General features: G+C 41.9%; 16 protein-coding genes and 2 pseudogenes. All 18 read right to left on the bottom strand.

The window, feature by feature from the left end:
• Positions 1-6: 6 nt before the first annotated feature.
• The 18 genes and pseudogenes from RSK81_RS04965 to RSK81_RS04880 all read right to left on the bottom strand — a co-directional run bounded on the left by RSK81_RS04965 (position 7) and on the right by RSK81_RS04880 (position 19,405).
• Positions 7-1,398, bottom strand: coding sequence for a sensor histidine kinase (locus tag RSK81_RS04965; protein WP_002900556.1), 1,392 nt, complete (start codon positions 1,396-1,398; stop codon positions 7-9).
• Positions 1,388-2,062 carry a response regulator transcription factor gene (locus RSK81_RS04960; RefSeq protein ID WP_002917388.1) on the bottom strand — a complete coding sequence of 225 codons (675 nt, stop codon included), beginning with the start codon at positions 2,060-2,062 and terminating at the stop codon, positions 1,388-1,390. Before RSK81_RS04960 ends, RSK81_RS04965 begins: the two co-directional genes overlap by 11 nt.
• Positions 2,063-2,166: 104 nt before the next feature.
• Positions 2,167-2,648: pseudogene (locus RSK81_RS04955) on the bottom strand (hypothetical protein).
• Between the two features lie 179 nt (positions 2,649-2,827).
• A complete protein-coding gene (locus tag RSK81_RS04950) occupies positions 2,828-3,643 on the bottom strand; it encodes an SDR family NAD(P)-dependent oxidoreductase (RefSeq protein WP_315687619.1) in 816 nt (271 codons plus the stop codon).
• A gap of 3 nt (positions 3,644-3,646) precedes the next feature.
• Positions 3,647-3,973 carry a DMT family transporter gene (locus tag RSK81_RS04945; protein ID WP_002900559.1) on the bottom strand — a complete coding sequence of 109 codons (327 nt, stop codon included), beginning with the start codon at positions 3,971-3,973 and terminating at the stop codon, positions 3,647-3,649.
• A 55-nt stretch (positions 3,974-4,028) separates the two neighbouring features.
• Positions 4,029-4,313: a helix-turn-helix domain-containing protein gene (locus RSK81_RS04940; RefSeq protein ID WP_002917391.1), complete on the bottom strand. Its 285-nt coding sequence runs from the start codon at positions 4,311-4,313 to the stop codon at positions 4,029-4,031.
• A gap of 267 nt (positions 4,314-4,580) precedes the next feature.
• The gene (locus RSK81_RS04935; RefSeq protein ID WP_315687618.1) at positions 4,581-8,795 is read right to left on the bottom strand and encodes a GbpC/Spa domain-containing protein; all 4,215 of its coding nucleotides are present in this window, start codon (positions 8,793-8,795) and stop codon (positions 4,581-4,583) included.
• A gap of 152 nt (positions 8,796-8,947) precedes the next feature.
• A complete protein-coding gene (locus RSK81_RS04930; RefSeq protein ID WP_002912238.1) occupies positions 8,948-11,488 on the bottom strand; it encodes a M1 family metallopeptidase in 2,541 nt (846 codons plus the stop codon).
• A gap of 168 nt (positions 11,489-11,656) precedes the next feature.
• Positions 11,657-11,983: a hypothetical protein gene (locus RSK81_RS04925; protein ID WP_315687616.1), complete on the bottom strand. Its 327-nt coding sequence runs from the start codon at positions 11,981-11,983 to the stop codon at positions 11,657-11,659.
• A gap of 8 nt (positions 11,984-11,991) precedes the next feature.
• Positions 11,992-12,288, bottom strand: a complete 297-nt coding sequence (locus RSK81_RS04920; protein ID WP_012000479.1) for a hypothetical protein — start codon at positions 12,286-12,288, stop codon at positions 11,992-11,994.
• 10 nt (positions 12,289-12,298) lie between these two features.
• Positions 12,299-13,641 (bottom strand): annotated as a pseudogene (locus RSK81_RS04915) (hypothetical protein).
• A complete protein-coding gene (locus tag RSK81_RS04910) occupies positions 13,632-14,261 on the bottom strand; it encodes a hypothetical protein (protein WP_032914885.1) in 630 nt (209 codons plus the stop codon). Before RSK81_RS04910 ends, RSK81_RS04915 begins: the two are co-directional and overlap by 10 nt.
• A gap of 158 nt (positions 14,262-14,419) precedes the next feature.
• Positions 14,420-15,073: a phosphate signaling complex protein PhoU gene (gene phoU, locus RSK81_RS04905; RefSeq protein WP_002895767.1), complete on the bottom strand. Its 654-nt coding sequence runs from the start codon at positions 15,071-15,073 to the stop codon at positions 14,420-14,422.
• Between the two features lie 14 nt (positions 15,074-15,087).
• On the bottom strand, positions 15,088-15,846 hold the full coding sequence (gene pstB / locus RSK81_RS04900; protein ID WP_009660526.1) for a phosphate ABC transporter ATP-binding protein PstB: 759 nt from the start codon (positions 15,844-15,846) through the stop codon (positions 15,088-15,090).
• A gap of 75 nt (positions 15,847-15,921) precedes the next feature.
• Entirely contained in the window at positions 15,922-16,725 is an 804-nt protein-coding gene (gene pstB, locus RSK81_RS04895) for a phosphate ABC transporter ATP-binding protein PstB (RefSeq protein ID WP_315687612.1), read from the bottom strand.
• Between the two features lie 10 nt (positions 16,726-16,735).
• Positions 16,736-17,620 (bottom strand): phosphate ABC transporter permease PstA, encoded by an 885-nt coding sequence (pstA, locus tag RSK81_RS04890; protein ID WP_315687610.1) that lies wholly within the window; start codon positions 17,618-17,620, stop codon positions 16,736-16,738.
• Positions 17,610-18,527, bottom strand: coding sequence for a phosphate ABC transporter permease subunit PstC (pstC, locus tag RSK81_RS04885; RefSeq protein WP_315687609.1), 918 nt, complete (start codon positions 18,525-18,527; stop codon positions 17,610-17,612). The genes pstA and pstC overlap by 11 nt, the downstream gene beginning before the upstream one ends.
• Positions 18,524-19,405 carry a phosphate ABC transporter substrate-binding protein PstS family protein gene (locus RSK81_RS04880; protein ID WP_002900576.1) on the bottom strand — a complete coding sequence of 294 codons (882 nt, stop codon included), beginning with the start codon at positions 19,403-19,405 and terminating at the stop codon, positions 18,524-18,526. The genes pstC and RSK81_RS04880 overlap by 4 nt, the downstream gene beginning before the upstream one ends.
• Between the last annotated feature and the right edge of the window lie 110 nt (positions 19,406-19,515).

The raw sequence follows: 19,515 nt of genomic DNA, 5'->3' as shown, positions 1-19,515 counted from the left end.
CTCCCGCTATTTTACAGAACGCTTTTTCGTTTCTTTCAGTAGCAGTTTAACTTCAAAGACCGTACCTTTTGGTTTGTTGTCCTTGACATAAATAGAGCCCTTGAAAGCATCGACAATCTGCTTGGCTAGAGAAAGTCCCAGACCAAAGCCACCTTTCTGACGGGTCCGAGCCTTATCCACCCGATAAAAGCGATCAAAAATCTTCTTCTTATCTTCATCGCTGATACCAGGACCATTGTCCGCCACTCGGAAAATAAGGTAGCGATCTGTCGAAGTAGCCATGACACTGATTACGCCATCATCATCTGTATACTTTATAGCGTTGTCAAATAGAATGGTCATCAGCTGTTTGAGAAAAATTTGATCGGTCACAATAGGGTGCTTGATCATATTTTCTGAATGAAAGGCTTTTTTATTCTCCCTTGCGATAATGCAGTAATTAGCAAAGGTCGTATCAAAAAATTCTGGTTCAACTTCACCATATTGAGGCTTGATGCCATCATCGCGACGGGCCAGATTGAGCAGATTGGTCGTCAGCAAGCGCATATTCCGTACTTCATCCAAGCTAGAAGCAATATTTTCACTGCTCTGCATAATTGTAGCTTCAGGCTTACGAAAGAGCGTCTCTAAGCGGCTCTGCAATACTGCCAGAGGAGTCCGTAGCTCGTGACTGGCATTTTCCACGAAAGCCTTCTGCTTCTGGATACTTTCCAGCAGAGGCTTGACACTCATCCGAGCCAGATAAATACTGGCAATCAGGGAAATTCCCCAAAAGCTGACCATAACCATGGCAATCAGTTGCTCATGCTTGCTGCTGGTCTGCTCCAGCTGGCTGATACTAGTCATGACCACAGCGTACTTGATATCAGGGTACTCATTTTTAGGATCAATATCAAAGAGATAAGCCCGATAGCTTTCTGTCTGACCAAAGCTGTTGCCAATCACAATCTCCTTGATTTGATTCAGATAGGACTTGTTAAACTCTAATGAATTAAAGTCCAGAAAACCATCGCTCTTGCTGGTGGAAATATTTTTATAATCATCATCCAAAAGCAGGGCAAAGGTATTAGAGCTGACATTTGGCGTAGTTAGATTGTTAGGCTTAGGCTCTTCATCTGAATCACCATCTGGCTCTTTACTGCTTTTAGGACTTTTAGTGTTGACCTTATTGCTCGGATCAGACTGCTGACCTGTCGTCCGATAGGCCAAATCAGCTACCGAACTAGGATCATTACTCAGATTCCTCAGATTTTCATCAACTGACGTATAAAGGCTGGAGCGCATAACCTGAATAATAATCAAGGTCATGGCTGAGAAGATTAATGTAAACAACCCAAAATAGCGAATGAAATAAGAGAAATCATCCGCATAAAAGGTCTTCTTGATTTTATTCAGCATCTTTTAAAATGTAGCCGACACTACGAAGAGTATGTAGGTTTTTCGCAAATGCCGTTCCTTTCAGTTTTTTACGAATCTTTGAAACGTACACTTCGACAACGGAAACAGTGGTATCACTGTCAAAGCCCCACAGACGGTCAAAAATTTGAGTCTTAGGCAAGATTACATTTTGATTTTGCAGGAAATAAACCAAGAGGTCGAACTCTTTACCAAGCAACTCTACATCTTTACCCGCCTTCGTAGTCGAATTTGTAGATAGGTTGACAGTTACATCACCATAAGAAAGAGTATTCTCGTTGAATTTACCAGCGCGTTTCAAGAGCGCTTGGATCCGCATTTTCAGTTCTTCCAAATAGAAAGGTTTTGTCAGATAGTCGTCAGCGCCTAGCTCAAAGCCATGTCCTTTGTCATCCAAGCTTTCCTTAGCTGTCATGATGAGGACAGGGGTTGTGACTCCTTTTGCTCGGAGATCTTTCAGCACTTGGAAACCATCCTTTTCAGGCAGCATGAGATCCAGTAAGATGAGGTCATAAACACCGCTTTCTGCTTCATATAGACCTTCTTCACCATCAAAAACCTGCGTTACATCTGCAAAATCATCTAAAAAATCAAAAACTGAGTTTGACAGTCCAAGGTCATCTTCTACCAATAGAATTTTAATCATTTTTCTTTCCTCCAATAAAACTTTCCAAGATTATGTCTTTTGGTTTTTGTTTTATTTGCTATTCTTATTATATCATGACTTGGGTCAAAATCAGTAAGTTTTTTCTACGACTGCGACGTTTTATTTTCTTTTGTCGACTTATTATTGTTCTTGTCCGATTGTTCATTTATGTTCGTTGAAGACTTTTTCTTGTTTTTCTTCCCGTTGTCATTTTGCTGAGCAGAAGAATTCTTGCTCTTGTCATTGTCAGACTGCTGGCCGTCTTGAGGCGGCATTCCTTGGTCTTGACCGTTCTGTCCTGGACCACCATCCTGCGGCGGCATTCCATTACCTAGTCCACCATTTTGACCATTCTGACCAACTTGTGGCGGCATTCCATTTCCTGCATCCTGACCATTCTGACCCTGCTCCGGTGCTCCAGGCATAGTAGCTGGCTGTTGAATAGCTGATTGCTGATTGTTTGTACCGTGAATAGCTGTCGCAAGACCATAACCGCCCAGAAGTCCGACTGCTAGAGCACCACCCGTCGCAACCGTCAGCCACCATTTGGTACTTTTTTTACAACAATCATTTTTTCCATATCCATTAAATCTATTACCTTCTTTCTTTTTAATTTTTCTGACTCTTTCTATCAAGCAAGAAGCTAATGCAGCTTACAAGTCATCCTATACACATCCTTTCACTTGAATAGCATTATCATATAGTTTTTTACTTAAAAAGGACTGAATTTTTTCTTAAAAAAGGCTGAAAGATAGGGAAAATGGATTATGAAAAGTGCTTTTTCAATATACGGCTATATTTATCTAATAAAAGAAAATCGGCTAATCTTGAAGACAGAAGATTGAGTTTAGTAAACAAAGATGCCCCTCGCCCCATTAGGATGACTCTTTGATGAGACTTAATACCTTTTAGCAAAGCTAGGCAAACTTCATCTGTAGTTGAAATCTTAATCCCCATTTCCTTCCAAACAGGATGGTAAGGCTTTTCTGAGGGTGTGTCTGCAGCATTGGGACAAAAATAGGTTAAATACACCTTTTTCTGCTCCTGCTTTAATTCGCGATTCATTGATTCAATAAAAGAAAAAATCCCTGCACGACTAGCCACATCTACGCTATAGTAAGGGAAAGCGAGCCGCCCATCTGCAAAACCGCCAGAATGCACAATTGTAGCACCTTTTTCATTTGCTAATAAGGGCAGAAAAATCTTGCTAATCAGAATGGCGCCAGATAAATTGATCAATAGTGTCTGATCTATGTCCTCAAGGGAATGCGCTGACAAAGATTTTCTTACATCAAAACCAGTTGCATTGATAACAATATCTATACATTCCGACCACTCTTGTATCTCTGATACTACATTTTTTAGAGACTCTTCACTTGTAATATCCACTGAGCTTATTGGAATAAAAGACGAAAATTCTTGCACAAACATCTTTAACTTCTCTATATCTCTTCCTAATAGATATAACCTAGCACCTGCTTGATGAAAAGCCCGTGTATAGACTCTTCCCAAACTACCACTTGCACCAATAATTACAACCTTTTTATTTTTAAAATAATTATCAAACATATAATTCTCCATTCTCTAGTGAGTCTTTTGTGATAAGTTCAATAAAACAAGTCCGACAATAACTAGACTTATCCCTAAAAGGCTTACAGCTGTTACTTTTTCGTGCCAAAGCAGAATAGATAATATCGTTGTCCCTACTAGACCTATTGCAGACCAAATAGCGTAAGCTAGATTTAACTGAATGCCCTTTAAAGATAGAGATAAAAAGAAAAAGCACAAGCCATAAAACATCAAAGCAAGGCAACCGAAAAATAGTTTCGAAAAACCTTGAGATAGTTTTAAAAGACTTGTGGCGGCAATTTCAAATAGAATTGCGAGAGATAAATAAAAATAGTAAAACATTGTTTTCCTCCTAATATTCTAAATAACTAAAAAGTTAGCAGGAAAATCAATAGAGCTATCCGAGAGAGGAAACAAAGCAAGTCCAAAGTGTACAGGCATTTGTCAAAATCATTGATTTTATGCTCGAATCTTTGGAGATAGATAAAGCTTTTCGACCACATAGCTCATCTAATGAAATCTGGTAAAAATCGGCTAGACGAATAAGACTTGCACTATCTAGAATCGTCTTATCATTTTCCCAGTTCGAGATGGTCTGCCGAGTCGTCCCTAGTGATTCTGCAATCTGAGCTTGGCTATAGCCTTTTTGCTCCCGTATAAACTTCAATTGTTTACCTAACATTATCTTTTCCTCCTCATCATACTTATTTTTTAGTTATTTGGCTAGATGAAATTCTTTAGCATTAGTGATTATTGTAGGTAAAAATTCTTTGACATGGCTATTATAACATGATTTACGTTCATCTTAAAATACTTGCCTATCTAAAATACTTGATACATCTATCAACCATTTGCTCAAAAAATCCTCAGTAAAAAAGACTGGGACAAAATTGTCTCAGTCTAAATTTATCATGTTCAAAAGCTCTGGATGCAGGAGCTGCTTATCTTTTTATGACTCTTTCTTAGAAGAACGGAAGCCAGCTGAAGCTAGCAAGACCGCAAAGCCAAGATAAGTAAGAAGAGAGCTCGTATTGCTTCCAGTTTTAGGCAGTTGACCTTGAGAAGCTCTTTCTTTGGTTTGGTAGCTGACAGATAGCTGCAAGTTGCTTGCTTGTTTACTTGCAGATCTTTGATGCTGCCAAGTCTGGTTTGACAGAGGCTCAAATTTCTGTGCTGTTTGAATAGTAATTTCTGCAGGAGGTGTTGAAACACTAACCTGATTGGACTCTATCCGGTATTGATTATTAATCAGCAAGCTGAAATGATTGGTATAAGTTCTGCCTGGATACAAGAGTCGACCGACTGCTGCTAGAGCTAGGGTCTCGGTCGCAGAATTCAAGTCAGCATTGTAGCGTTCAAGCAGACCTGGTGCAGCAACAAAAGTCAAGACTCTGGTGCTTGGGTCATAAGAAACCTCGTAACCAGGACTTTTCGCTCTGGTTGCTTCTAGATCCAATTCAAAACCTTCTGGCAGGCGATCTTCCAATACGAAAGAATGAATTGGCAGGCGATAAGCAGGCAAAGCATCCGTTACCAGATTAAGGACAGCAAAACTTCCCTGGCTAACCTCTTGTTGATGAATATTCTTCTTGGACTCATTCTCCACCTCTTCTCTGACTTTTAACTGGATAAAGAGCTGGTTAAAGTGATAAGTTTGAGTCGGCGCTTGCGGACGGCTTGGCAAAGCTTGATAGCTAGGCTCAGCCGGCTTTTGAGGAAGCTCCTTATAGTTTGGTTTGTCAGGCTCCTCTATCAGAGGCAGGTCACTTTCTCTGACAGGTGCCTGAGGCTCAGGCTGAAGAACTGGTTCTTGTGGGAGCTGGGGTTCCTGTAGATAGCGTGGCTCCTGAGGCAGATCCTCTAAAGCAATTTCTTCTTCATAAGCAGGCGATTTCGGACCTTCTCCCGTGCTTGCTTCAGGATCTTTTTGAGGTTTTCCTGGTTCTTTCAAATAAGATGGTCGTTGTGGTTCCTGTGACAGTGGTTTTTCAACCGATTCTTGCGGAAGGCTCAGCAAGGGCTGCTCCTTCTCATAGGTTGGCTCTTCAACTGCAGTCGGCTCTGTCAATAGAGAAGGGGAGCTAGGTTCTTCTGGCACTTCCTGATAAACTGGCTTTTGAGGTTGTAGAGGCTCAGCCAGATAAGTTGGCTCTTTCGGTAGAATTTCCAGATCTCTTTCTGGTAGAACTGCTGGCTCCTCAGGCCGATTTGGAAGAGGAAGAGGCTGAGTTTCTGTCGGCTGGTTAGGAAGTTCTTGATAGGCCGGCTGGGCTGGCTCCTCTGGCAAAGGTTGATAGACTGGCTGACTTGGAAGAGGCTGCAAGGCCTTGACATCATCATAAGCCGGTTCCTGAGGTTGAGCAACTTCTGTCGGAGCAACAGGCTTCATTGGAACACCTTTGGCTTTAATATCAGAGTTAAATAGAAACCAAGCAGAACCCCGGTTTCGTGAACCAATGTCAAAGGAAATGACATCGCCTTGCGCCTTACCGACAATAGCGCCATACCAGTTATAAGGACTAGTAGGTGTATCCCACTTGTTGTGCTCAAAGCGAGAACCTTCCCGCTCAAAGTTAATTGAAATATCAGCGTGAACACTAGTATCTGGGTGAATATTAATGGCAGAACCTGTAATAGGAATATATTCACCATTAAAATTCTTAATGTACTCAATTGCAACTTTATTCGTATTTAAAGATGAGAAGCTGACAAGCGAGCCTGTCATATCAAGCCTTTCTCCAGCCTCATCGAAAAACTCCGCTTGGACATTGACCCGAGAATGGCCATAAAAATCCAAGGTCCAGACAGTCAAGGTCGGATCCTTAACTAAGAAAACTGGAAGCTTATCCTGACTCTTCGTTGATTCTTTCAGAGTATAAGTGTAGACAACTTTAGCGATTTTCTTGCCCTGAATACTGGAATTTTTGATATTAGTATAAGTAGCTACCAGAGGCACATCTTTTTGTAAAATGACTTTAGTCTGATGTTCTTTCCCTTTTAAAACACTGGTCAAAGCAGTTATTCCTTGTTGATCCATTCCCCAAGAACGAACCTCATCAGTCAGCTCATCATTCGTATAGGTTCTAATAGAGGGATCAAGCGTCAAGACAGCCTGGGGCTCAGATTTGAAAACAAAAGGCTGGCTTTCAACCTTGCTGAGATAGCCTTCTTCATTTTTCTTAACCTCCGCTTCCTGCAACTCTCTCTCAAAAGTTACAAGAGCTGCATCATACTTAGTTTTGGCAGTATCATAGGCAGCTTTTGCCTTCTTATATTCTTCAAACAGCTTATCATAGTCGGCTTTCAATCGGGCATTTTTTTCTTTAATGCTTGCATTTTCCTGCTCAATCACTGCGTTCTGTGCTGAAATAGAAGCAAGGTTTGCCTCATAATCTTCTTTTAGCCTTTGATTTTCTGCTTCAATCCTTGCAAGATTTGCTTGGTATGTCGCTAAGTCTGCCTGATAAGCAGCTAGTTTATTCTTGTTTTCTGTCTCAATCCGAGCAGTCGCCTCCTGGTAGGTAAGCAAGGCTTTCTCATATGCTTCTCGACTTTTCTGATTGCTTTCGGTGATTCGAGCCACATCCTGCTCATATTGAGCTAATTGATTTTTATAAAGCTCTTGTTTTTCCTGATTTTGCTGACGAATCTGGGCGTTTTCAGCTTCAATGGCAGCATTACGGGCTATTACTTCTGCTTTTTCTGTCTCATAGGCAGTTTGCCGCTTCTTATTTTCAGCTTGGACACGCTCAAGTTCAGATTGATAGGCAGTCAAAGCTGCTTGATGATCTCTCGCTTTGGCATCATTGGCCGCCTCGATTTCAGAGCGATTCTTTTGATAAGCAGCTAATTTGCTCTCATAGTCTTTCTCTGCCGCTTGATTTTTTTGACGAATCTCAGCCAATCGCTCTTGATAAGCAGCTAAATCAGCCTGATACTGCTCCTTTAAGGCTATATTTTTCTTCTGAACAGCTAGATTTTGGGCCTCAATCTCTTTGTTCTGCTCTTGGATTTTAGCCAAGGATGTCTCATAAGATTGTTTTGCAGCTTGATTGTCTCTTTGAATGCGTTCTACTTCCTGCTTGTAAGCCCTTAAATCTGACTGATACTGCTGTTCTAGCTCGGCATTGTCTTTCTGAACTCTAGCCAACTCTTTCTCATAATCAGCCATGGCTGCTTGATAAACAGCTTCTTTTTCTGCCTTAACCTGAGCCAATATGGAAACCTCAGTTTCATACCGTTTGACTGCTTCCTGATAGGCCTTTTCAGCGGCCTGATTTCGTTCTGCAATGGCTGCATTTTCAGCTTGGGCTGCTTTGTTGTGAGCTGAGACCTGAGCAAGCTTTTCTTCATAGCGACGCTTTGCTTCTGCATTCTTCTCCTGAGTAGCTTTCAGCTCTGTAGCATAGCTCTCCATAGCATTTTGGTAGTCTGCTTTCGCTTGAGCATTTTCCTGTAAAATCCGTGAACGCTCCTCTAGATAGGCTGCTAAAGCTGCTTGATAGGAGGCTTCTTTCTCTTGATTGATTTTTACTATACGGTTCAATTCTGCTTGATAAGCAGCCCGTTTCTGTTCATAGTCTGCCTGAAGCTGAGCATTTTCAGCTTGAATACGACTGGACTCTTGTTCATAGGAAGCTAAAGCCTTGTCATATTGGTTTTTCAAGACTTGATTGTCAGACTCTTTCTGACTGAGTTCTTTCTCATAAGTCTTCAGTTGCTCTTGATAAGCTGCTGTGGTTTCACGTATTTCCTTGACTTGGGTCGCATAATCTGCTAGCGCTGTCTCCCGTTTACTAGCAGCTTCTTCTGGATTTCTAGCTGTTCCTAAATCAACAGTCGGCTCCTGCTTTAGCTGAACTCCTGCTTTCTCGGCCTCTGCCAAAGCTTGGTCCATTTCTGCATGAGAAACCTCCAAGGGAAGCTTGTCTTGATTAACTGGCTCTGACTGAGCAGGCGCAACAGTTGGCTGGGACGCTTCGGTTGGCGAAAGAGTAGCTTCAGAAAGGGCAGACTGTCCTGCTGCTGAAGATACCTTTTCCTCTGCTTGAACTGATCCGGCAGCTACCAACAAAGCCGCACCCAAAACAGCTCCGCACAAGCCCTTAGAAAGGCGGCTCTTGCGGAAGCCATAGACTATTTTCTTTTCCATTATAAACTCCATTTCTCCTTTAAACAGTTTCCTGTTTATTTCACATACTTTTCTATTTTATCAAAGCAAAGGCATATTAGCAATGTTTAAATACTCAAAATGATAAAGAAAAAGCCTGAGATAGGCTACTATCTCAGACTTTCTAGTCAATTTAATTAAATCCATCAGATCGCAGCTCGAATTGCTTTTTCCACTGCTTCTTTCTCACGCTTAACCAGTTCAACACGCGCAGCGATTTCCTTGATTCCCATGCTGATGTTTCGGCTAATCGCCATATCGTCCAACTGCGGTTCAAAGAAGGCTTTGTACTCTGCCAATCTCTTCTCTGTCTTGAAGACCACTGCTGGGCTAATGACAAAGCTATCAAAGCTCATGTCGCCACCTAGTGCTGCCTTGATCCAGTCCCAATTTTCACGCGCCCAAGTCCACACTGCTTCTTGAGTAAAATCTTGGCTGAGGAAACGGGCATACCAAGCTGACAAATCCTGCGGTTTCACAGTAAATTTATCCTTCCAAGTCGCTAAAAGTTCATCCAAGGTTTCCTTGTTCTTCGTATAAGAAAGGGCTGTAGAAAGAGCATTTTTGAAGCTTCCATCATTTGAAGCGACATAGAGGTCCAGATAAAGCTTAGTCAGCTCCTTGCTTTCATGATGCTTGATTTGGTTGACCAATACCTGCAAACGAATAGCAGCAGGGAGTTTTTCCAAATTATCACGATAGCGGTCAAAAATCTGGCTTGCTTGAGCTTTAGCTGTCTCATCGTCAGCCTTAATCATATTACCCACAATTAGCTGACGAACCATCTCATCTTCATCGCTCTCTCCCTCCTGTTTTTCAAAACCAAGACGGTCGAAATTGCTTTGACTAAGTACTTTCAGCAGGGCTTTGTAATCTTCTTCAGTCTGACTGCCCTCATCCACAAAGCGGTTCAATCCTTCTAGCACTTGGGAAACAGCTGAAACCACCATATAAGAAGTTTCGTTTGCCAACTTGCTGATAACTGGCAGCAGATCCGCATAGGAAATCATACCTGACTCTGCCAGAAGTCGGCGCTCTTGCACGATTTGCAGCTTGCTGATATTGTCCAAAGAGCTAAGATTATTCAGAAGAGCATCCAGCAACTCACCCTGATAATCTGTAATATAGTGGGCAGTGTTTTCTGTATTGAGACGCAGGGCCCCGTCATTTTGCGCTGCCAGGGCTGCATAATTAGGAATTTCCAGTCTTTCTGTCGTCAGAGTATCAGGAAGTCCTTGCCAGTTACTGTTAAGAGGCACTGGCCAGAGACGACCTTTGTCTTCGTGCTCCCCAATGAAGAACTGCTTCTGGGTCAAAATCAAGCAGTCATTTTCGACCTTAGCAGTGACAACTGGATAACCCGGCTGCTCCAGCCAAGCATCCATAAAGGCAGCTACATCACGGCCAGAAGCTTGAGAAAGAGCGTCCCAAAGATCACGACCGATGGTATTGCCATACTGGTGCTTCTCAAAGTAGGCACCTAGCCCCTTACGGAAGGCATCATCTCCCAGCCAACGGCGCAGCATGTGCATAAGACGACTACCCTTGGCATAGACAATCGCTCCATCAAAAAGAGTATTGATTTCATCAGGATGCTTGACCTCTACATGGACCGACTGGACGCCATCTGTCGCGTCACGCTTGAGGGCATAAGGAGCTCCACTGGTCTGGAAATCTTCAAAAATCTTCCAGCTAGGCTCAATCGCATCAACTGAGACATACTCCATCATATTGGCAAAGCTTTCATTGAGCCAGAGGTCGTCCCACCACTTCATGGTCACTAGATTTCCGAACCATTGGTGGGCTAGTTCGTGTGCAACAACCAAGGCAACTGTCTGACGGCTCAGAGCTGTTGAATTTTCATCCACCAGCAGATAAATTTCCCGATAGGTCACCAAACCCCAATTTTCCATAGCACCAGCAGAAAAGTCTGGCAGGGCCACATGAAGTGACTGAGGAATAGGATACTTGACTCCATAGTATTCTTCATAAAATTCGATACAGCGAACCGCAATGTCCAAAGCAAACTCTAGATTGCTGGCTGGGTGGGCCTTGGTCGCATAGACTCCTACCAAGGTTCCATTCTTGGTTTTAGCAGTAATTCCTTGCATATCACCTGCAGCAAAAGCCAAGAGATAGGAAGACATACGTGGAGTCGTTTCAAACTTCCAAACGCCAGTCGCTTTGCGGTTTTCAACATCAATTTCTGGCATATTAGACAGAGCCAACTCACCCTCTTCTTGGTCAAATTTCAAAGCCAAATCAAAAGTTGCCTTAGCCTCTGGCTCATCCACACTCGGAAAGGCTTCGCGGGCAAAATGGCTCTCAAACTGCGTAGAAATAATCTCTTTTTTCACACCATCTACCGTGTAGTAGGATGGGTAAATTCCCGTCATATTATCCGTAATCTTACCAGTATAAGTTATTGTCATCACTACAGGCCCAGCTGCTTCCAGCTCGATATAAAGAGCTTCATTGTCCTTATCAAGAGTGAAAGGACGAGCTTGGCCAGCCACCTCTACAGCTTCAACTGTTAAATCTTTTTGATGTAGGGAAATCTTACTCGTCTTAGCTTCCCCAGTAATGGTCACCTTGCCTGAAAAAGTCTTGTCGGCACGATTCAGATCCAAAAAGAGATCATAGTGCTCAGGAACAAATGTTTCAATAAAATGTTTAACTGCTTGCATCAGCTTCTCCTCATCTAGCGAACAACGAAGCAAGATTACTCTGCTATCCTTATCCGCTTATAATCTGTTATTATTGTATCATATTTAAAAGATTTCGTTGCAGAATAAATGCAAACAAAAAGACAGAGGAATAACCTGTCTATGTAGTTTATGAAAATGGAAGAAAGGTCAAGAGTTCTTCTTTTCTTTCTCAAGTTCCTCTAATTTTTTATTATAGATTCGATTTTCTTCGTGATAAGTTTTGTTTAGCCGTTCTTCATAACGCTGAATTTTTCTCTCAAAAATTTCTCTATTTTCTTCTATTTGTCTTAATTCATATGAGGGCACGGTATCAGGACTATTACGACAAAAAGATAATATCCATCCGCTCATTTGCTCTGAAACATTTTTAGCCTCTCGTCTCATATCTTGGTAATCCCACTCATACTCACTAACTTTCTTACGAAAGGCTATGTGATCATCATCAAGACGATCGATCTTTTTCTGAATATCCATAAAGCCTCCTATAAGATAGGGCTGGTCAAACTAGGCTTAGGAACAGCGCCTAGTACCTCCTTGATTGAATCTGCTGCTCCACCTGTGAAAGCTCCAGATAAGTCAGCAGGTACTTGAGTAGAGGCAAAAGTTTTCATAGCCTCAGCTTGACTATCTAGCCAACTCTGCAATGCTTGACTTTCTTCAAGTAGGACAGCTCTTTTAGCTGAAATCAAGCCGCGAATGGCAATTCGTTCCTGAATCTTTAAATATTCTTTTTTTATGCGTTCGGCTTCAGCTCGATCTTCTGTATTTGGTTCAATCATGCGTTTTCTCCTATTTTTTTGTGAAAATCTGGGCGCCTTTTTGATCAATCGCTACGATATTATCAGCGGCCTTGTTTAAATTACCAGCGATTTCCGTCATTTTAGTCGTATATGCACTTGCTGATGCGAGAGTTGAGGCTTCTGCCCCCCATTCCAAACTTTGGATAAGGTCAGTTCAGACAAGAGATCTTCCACTTCACCAGATGAAAGGTTGTGAGCAAGGGTATGAGCTGCATCTCTCAGTTCTTTGATATGATTTTCAACACTAGATTTAGCACTTTTTATCTTATCTTTAATTTCTTGCTCATATACTTCAGCCTGAAGCTGAGCTGTTTGCGCGCTTGTACGAACAAGCTCCTCTCTCAAACTAATTGTTTTTTTGTCAGAACTGGTTCTTAACGAGGCATGCAATTCATCAATGTATTCTCTATTTATAGCGATTAAATCCTGCTTAGAAGGCTCAGGAGCGAAGTCTCCATATTCCTTTAAATACTCAAGGACATAATGATCAGGATTTTTTTTTGCATAGTCTAATCCATAATTTGCGGTTGCGGCATTTATTTCGTACATTTTTGCTTTAAGTTTTGCAATCTTTTTGACTTGCTTTTCGGTCATGCCAGAGCAGAAAAGACCATTTTTTTCATACCATTCAAAATCTGGCCTATTACCTTTAATCTTTGGTAACCCAGCATTATGATGTTTTCCCTCTACAGTAAATACTTTTCCATACGGAATGATCCCTCCATGACCATCCCAACTTGTTAAATCTTTCCCTTGATCACTGTATGAATGTAAGTGTTTATTAATATATGCTAATTCTTCATCACTAATACCTCTATAGTCGGCTGTATTTTTTATCAACGAATTCCACGCACCCCAGTCCATGAAATTTGTAATCTTTTGGACTTTCATTTCCGCAGCTACTTTAGCAACTGCTGGTCCCGCTTGACTAAATCCCGACATATTACTGATATCAACTTCTTGTCCTTTGCCAGCCATTTTTTTAGCACTAGCTAATGATTGATTATAAAATTCTCGAACGTCCTTTGTCTGTTCTGTTAATTGATTTCTTGCCAGTACCGCATTAAATCCAGATTCTATAACATGGTTATTATTTTCGTTATTAGGTGATTGAGTACCAGCAACAACAATAGTAGTTTGACTGAAATCTGGATTCCCTTCCTTATCAAGAGGCGCAAAAGCAATAGCTTGGGTGGTTTCATTGATTTCGTTGATTAACCTATACTTATAATTAGTTCTGGGGATTGTATAGTCTTTTCCAGCATCGCTTTCTTTTATTATATCAAGCACATTGACTTGTAGCTCTTGTATTTTTTCATCTGTCAACGCCATTCCAAATGGTCTCCTTTCCTAATTTCTGTATTATAGAGAATTTCCGCTTTTTGACTACCTTTTTCACTTTTTACCACATCTTTTAGGTGACCAGCATTGACAAGCGCTTCAATATTTTCATCAATTTCTTTAACAGAATTAAGTTTTGCATTTTCAGGTAAACATTTACTATCAGATATATCAATAAATTCACTACCAACTCTTATTTCAATGATTTCTTCATCCCAGCCATTAAAATCGAGTCTAATACTACTAAAATCATCATAATGAGCAAATGTTTGATTTCCAATTTTTTTACCTAAATACGCCTTATCTCCATATTCATCATAAACTATAGGAACAATATTGGCATGAAACATATATCGTCCGTCACCTCCTCGAACTAGTATAGGTGAAAATTCTATTTTAGTGACTCCTGAATAGTGTTCTTTGATGTAAGTCGCCAGTTGTTCTTCCAACAAACGAAATCCGCGTTTGTAAAGTTTTACTCCTTTATCGTCTAAAACATCACTAACATTATAGGGTGAGTTTTGGTGTTCAATCCACTTTCTCACACCAAAGATTCCACCTGGAATGAGAAGTACCAGAACTGCCAAGGTGAAAATGATCTTTTTCTTCATAAACATTCTCCATTATGTACTCATATAAAAATATATAAACTTTAACTCTACTCTCGTAGTATAACATAGTTAGTTGTAAGTTAAAACACAAAATAGAATGCTAACTATACTTGAGATTATACAAAAAAGACACGAAATAAATCGTACCTTTTTTATCGTCACAACTCAATAATTTTACCTGTCTCAAAGTAAACAACCCATTCACAGATATTCTTGGCATAGTCGCCGATTCGTTCCAAGTAAGAGATAACTTGGAAGTAGTCACGGCCAGTCACAATCAGTTCTGGATTTTGTTTGATTTCCTCTGTAGCAAGATCGCGAATATCATCAAAGTATTGGTTGATTTTCTCATCCATAGCTGCTACAGCATAGGCTTGGTCTACATTTCCATTGAGGTAGACGTTCAGGGTTTCTTCGACGAAATTCTTAACATCGCGCCCCATCTTGCTGATGGCATCTTCTACGGACTCAATGCGAACTTCTCCCTTCATCCGAACAGTAGCTTTGGCGATAGATACGGCGTGGTCACCCATGCGTTCCAAATCACTGCTGGCTTTCAACACGGTAATAACGGTCCGCAAATCCTGAGACACAGGCTGCTGCAGGGCTATGATTTCTAGAGATTTCTTCTCCAGTTTCACCTCGTATTCATTGACTTCAGCATCGTCTTCAATGACCTGACGAGCCAGTTCACGGTCATGCGTGACAAAGGCACGAACCGTTCGGTTAATCTGCGATAGTACTTCGTTTCCCATCGCGTAGAATTGATTATGAAGTTTTTCTAAATCTTCTTCAAATTGTACTCTAAGCATAAGATTCCTTTCTGTTATCCGAATTTACCAGTAATGTAGTCTTCGGTCTCTTTGTGGGCTGGATTAAGGAACATCTTCTTGGTTTCATTAAATTCAATCAAGTCTCCACCAAGGAAGAAGCCTGTTTTTTCAGAAATCCGAGACGCCTGCTGCATGGAGCGAGTGACCAAAAGCATGGTATATTTGTCTTTTAGACTGTAGAGGGTTTCCTCGATTTTCCCAGCTGAGATTGGATCCAAGGCTGATGTCGGCTCGTCCAAGAGAATGATCTTAGGACTAGTAGCTAGCACGCGTGCCACACAAACCCGTTGCTGCTGACCACCGGAAAGACCGATAGCGGAATCATGCAGACGGTCCTTGACCTCGTCCCAGATAGAAGCACCAATAAGGGAACGCTCTACTGCTTCGTCTAAAACTGCCTTGTCCTTAACACCATTAATCCGAAGTCCATAGACCACATTTTCATAGATAGTCATAGGGAAAGGATTGGGCTGCTGGAAGACCATTCCGATTTCCTTGCGAAGCTCCACTGTATCTGTCCTCGGACCATAGATATTGTGACTGTTATAAATGACCGTTCCTGTAGTTGTTACTTCTGGATTCAGGTCGCCCATTCGGTTGATGGCCTTGAGCAAGGTTGACTTACCTGAGCCTGACGGTCCAATCAAAGCCGTAATCTCATTTGGCATGAAATCAAGTGAAACGCTATTAAGGGCTTTCTTTTTATTATAATAAACCGACAAGTCCTTGACTTGCAAAATAGGTTCTGTCATACGTTTTTCCTTCATTTTATTTTACATTCAACCAAAGACTAAGCTTGTTGAATCGTGATGAATACGGACAGCTGCTTAACCAAAATGACCTGAAACATAGTCATTAGTGGACTGAAGCTTGGCATTTTGGAAAATATTGGCCGTCTTATCGTACTCAATCAAGTCGCCCAGATAGAAGAATCCAGTGTAGTCACTAGCACGGGCAGCCTGCTGCATATTGTGGGTCACAATGATAATGGTATAGTTATTCTTAAGTTCAAACATGGTTTCTTCCAGCTGCATGGTCGCAATCGGATCCAAGGCTGACGCTGGCTCATCCATGAGAAGGATATTTGGCTTGACCGAGATAGCACGGGCAATGCAGAGCCGCTGCTGCTGACCGCCAGAGAGAGTCAGGGCTGACTTGTGCAAGTCATCTTTGACCTGATCCCAAAGAGCTGCTTGCTTAAGTGAGGTCTCAACAATCTCATCCAGAACCTTTCTATCTCTGACACCAGCCCGTTCATGGGCAAAGGTGATATTTCGATAGATAGACTTGGCAAAAGGATTTGGTCTCTGGAAAACCATGCCGATATACTTGCGCATTTCATAAACATTGATTTCAGGGCGGTTGACATCAATCCCCTCATAGAGAATCTCTCCAGTCACATTGGCAATATCAATGGTATCGTTCATGCGGTTGAGGCTGCGAAGATAGGTAGATTTCCCTGATCCAGACGGGCCAATCAAAGCAGTGATTTTATTCTTTTCAAACTGCATATCAATGCCCTTGATGGATTCCTTTTTACCGTAGTAAATATGCAAATCCTTGGTCGACAAGGCTACCTTTTCTTCAGGAAAAGTAATGATATGTTTTTCATTCCAATTATATTCTGTCATTTCTTCTCCTTTAAGCAGAGGTTAATTTCTTATGCAGATAGCTGCCCAGTTTGCGAGCTCCCAGATTGAAAATCAAAATGAAGATCAGGAGAACCGCTGCTGAACCAGCAGAAACAGCCGTTCCATCAGGAATTGTACCCTCACTATTAACCTTCCAGATATGGACGGCCAAGGTTTCAGCCTGACGGAAGATAGAGATAGGGCTCGAAACACTGAAAATATTCCAGTTGGACCAGTCAAGAGCCGGAGCTGACTGACCTGCTGTATAAATCAAGGCTGCTGCCTCACCAAAGATACGTCCAGAAGCCAAGACAATCCCTGTCACAATACTAGGTAAAGCTTCCGGGATGACCACATGCAGGACCGTTTCCCAGCGGGAAATTCCCAAGGCCAAACCAGCTTCACGTTGGGTGTGGTGGACATGGCGAAGACTATCTTCGACGTTACGCGTCATCTGAGGCAGATTAAAGACTGTCAGAGCCAAGGCCCCAGAAATGATTGAGAAACCATACTCAAACTGGACAACAAAAATCAAATAACCAAAGAGCCCTACTACTACCGAAGGCAGCGAAGACAGAATTTCAATACAGGTGCGGACAAAGTTGGTCACTGGACCTTTCTTAGCATACTCTGACAAATAAACCCCAGCTCCCATAGAAAGCGGAACAGAGATTATCAGAGTAATCACTAGCAGGAAGAAGGAATTGTATAGCTGTATCCCAATACCACCGCCAGCTTGGTAAGAAGAGGATTTCCCTGTCAAGAAGGACCAAGAAACATGTGGCAAGCCTCTAACTAAGATATAGAGGATAAGAGAGGCAAGGATGGCAACAATGATACTCGCTATTGTGTAGAGAACGCCAGTCGCCAATTTATCTAATTTCTTAGCGTGCATAGTTTTTCTTACCTCTTTCTTTTGTAATTAGTTTAATCGCACTGTTAAAGGCTAAGCTCATCATCAAGAGCACCAGAGCCAGAGACCAGAGAACGTTATTATCCACTGTTCCCATAACGGTATTTCCAATTCCCATAGTCAAGACAGAGGTCAGTGTAGCTGCGGGTGTTGTCAAAGAGGTTGGAATCACCGCAGAGTTGCCAACGACCATCTGGATAGCCAGTGCTTCACCGAAGGCACGCGCCATTCCAAAGACCACAGCAGTAAAAATACCTGAGCGAGCAGCCTTAAGTGTTACCCGCCAAATAGTCTGCCAGCGCGTTGCCCCCATAGCCAGACTTGCTTCACGGTAGTGACGCGGCACAGCACGCAGACTGTCCGTCGTCATAAAGGTTACTGTCGGCAAAATCATAACAAAGAGCACAAAAATACCAGACAAAATACCAAAACCAGTACCTCCAAAGACTGTACGGACAAAAGGAACCACGATTTGCAGACCGATAAATCCATAAACAACAGACGGAATACCAACTAAAAGTTCAATCGCCGGTTGCAGTATTTTCGCTCCTTTTGGAGAAACCTCTGTCATAAAGACAGCTGCACCAATCGCAAAGGGAGTTGCTATCAGGGCTGACAGAATGGTAACAATAAAGGAGCCTAAAATCATTGGCAGAGCACCGAATTCCTTACCTGAAGGATTCCAGACACCACCAAAAAGAAAATCAAAAACATTAACGCCGTTGACAAAGAAAGTAGATAGACCTTTCTGAGCAACGAAAATTAGAATCATAGCCACAATCACCACAATCAGTGACAGACAGGCAAAAGTCAGATAGCGGCCAAACTTCTCCAAGCGAGAATTTTTAGAAGGCGATAACAACTTTTTGGTTAATTCCTCATTTTTCATTTTGAATCTCCTTCTATTGCTGTGACATTCCCATCAGCATCCTTGCTGACTTTCATATCGTTGATTGAGATATAGCCCATGCTGGTAACTACCCCTTTTTGAACATCGTCTGACAGCATGTATTCAAGAAACTCAGCAGCCAGACCAGTCGGCTTGCCCAGTGTATACATATGCTCATAAGACCAGAGCGACCAATTATTGGTAGCAACATTTTCTGCTGTTGGCTCATAGTTATTGAGTTTCAAGGTTTTTACAGACTCGTCAACATAGGCAAAGGCTAGGTAAGAAATCGCACCAGGAGTTTGCGAAACGATATTTTTGACCATACCGTTGGAATCCTGTTCCTGACTCTGCACAGCTGATTTCCCATCCATGATGACACTGTCAAAGGTTGCGCGGGACCCAGAGCTAGCCGCACGATTGATAATTGAAATCTCCAAGTCCTTACCGCCCAGCTCTTTCCAGTTGGTGATTTCACCAGTGAAAATTTTCTGCAGCTGCTCGGACGTTAGATTATCCACATCAACTTCTTTATTGACAATCACAGCAATACCGGCCACAGCGACCTTATGGTCCACCAAGTCAGACGCTTTGATTCCTTCCTTCTCTTCAGCGAAAACATCAGAGTTCCCGATTTCAACAGCTCCTGACTGCACTTGAGACAGACCTGTACCAGATCCCCCCCCTTGTACATTAACCGTTTTACCGATGTTGTTTGAGCCAAAGTCATCAGCTGCCGCTTCAACTAAAGGCTGCAGGGCAGTTGACCCTACTGCTGTCATAGATTCACCACGGTCAATCCATGATGAACAAGCTGATAAGGTGAGTCCTAAGCCCAGAGCTGTCAGCGCTAAAGCAAATTTTTTCAATTTGTTCAAAAGATTTCTCCTTTAATAAAATCAAGAGGATGGGAAGTATCTTTAGTATTTCTTACTTAGCAGAAAGAAGCTTTTTTCAATACATTCACATCTTCAACTATATCATATAA

The sequence above is a fragment of the Streptococcus sp. DTU_2020_1000888_1_SI_GRL_NUU_041A genome (genome assembly GCF_032387735.1).
Taxonomy (GTDB): domain Bacteria; phylum Bacillota; class Bacilli; order Lactobacillales; family Streptococcaceae; genus Streptococcus; species Streptococcus sanguinis.
This window is presented reverse-complemented; position numbering and strand designations above follow the sequence as displayed.

Excerpts from the sequence above, each read along its gene's own strand:
- RSK81_RS04930 (WP_002912238.1), bottom strand. The coding sequence starts at position 11,488 with ATGCAAGCAGTTAAACATTTTATTGAAACATTTGTTCCTGAGCACTAT.
- RSK81_RS04940 (WP_002917391.1), bottom strand. The coding sequence starts at position 4,313 with ATGTTAGGTAAACAATTGAAGTTTATACGGGAGCAAAAAGGCTATAGC.
- phoU (WP_002895767.1), bottom strand. The coding sequence starts at position 15,073 with ATGCTTAGAGTACAATTTGAAGAAGATTTAGAAAAACTTCATAATCAA.
- pstB (WP_009660526.1), bottom strand. The coding sequence starts at position 15,846 with ATGACAGAACCTATTTTGCAAGTCAAGGACTTGTCGGTTTATTATAAT.
- RSK81_RS04935 (WP_315687618.1), bottom strand. The coding sequence starts at position 8,795 with ATGGAGTTTATAATGGAAAAGAAAATAGTCTATGGCTTCCGCAAGAGC.
- pstA (WP_315687610.1), bottom strand. The coding sequence starts at position 17,620 with ATGCACGCTAAGAAATTAGATAAATTGGCGACTGGCGTTCTCTACACA.
- RSK81_RS04910 (WP_032914885.1), bottom strand. The coding sequence starts at position 14,261 with ATGAAGAAAAAGATCATTTTCACCTTGGCAGTTCTGGTACTTCTCATT.
- RSK81_RS04945 (WP_002900559.1), bottom strand. The coding sequence starts at position 3,973 with ATGTTTTACTATTTTTATTTATCTCTCGCAATTCTATTTGAAATTGCC.
- RSK81_RS04925 (WP_315687616.1), bottom strand. The coding sequence starts at position 11,983 with ATGGATATTCAGAAAAAGATCGATCGTCTTGATGATGATCACATAGCC.
- RSK81_RS04960 (WP_002917388.1), bottom strand. The coding sequence starts at position 2,062 with ATGATTAAAATTCTATTGGTAGAAGATGACCTTGGACTGTCAAACTCA.
- pstC (WP_315687609.1), bottom strand. The coding sequence starts at position 18,527 with ATGAAAAATGAGGAATTAACCAAAAAGTTGTTATCGCCTTCTAAAAAT.
- pstB (WP_315687612.1), bottom strand. The coding sequence starts at position 16,725 with ATGACAGAATATAATTGGAATGAAAAACATATCATTACTTTTCCTGAA.
- RSK81_RS04950 (WP_315687619.1), bottom strand. The coding sequence starts at position 3,643 with ATGGAGAATTATATGTTTGATAATTATTTTAAAAATAAAAAGGTTGTA.
- RSK81_RS04920 (WP_012000479.1), bottom strand. The coding sequence starts at position 12,288 with ATGATTGAACCAAATACAGAAGATCGAGCTGAAGCCGAACGCATAAAA.
- RSK81_RS04965 (WP_002900556.1), bottom strand. The coding sequence starts at position 1,398 with ATGCTGAATAAAATCAAGAAGACCTTTTATGCGGATGATTTCTCTTAT.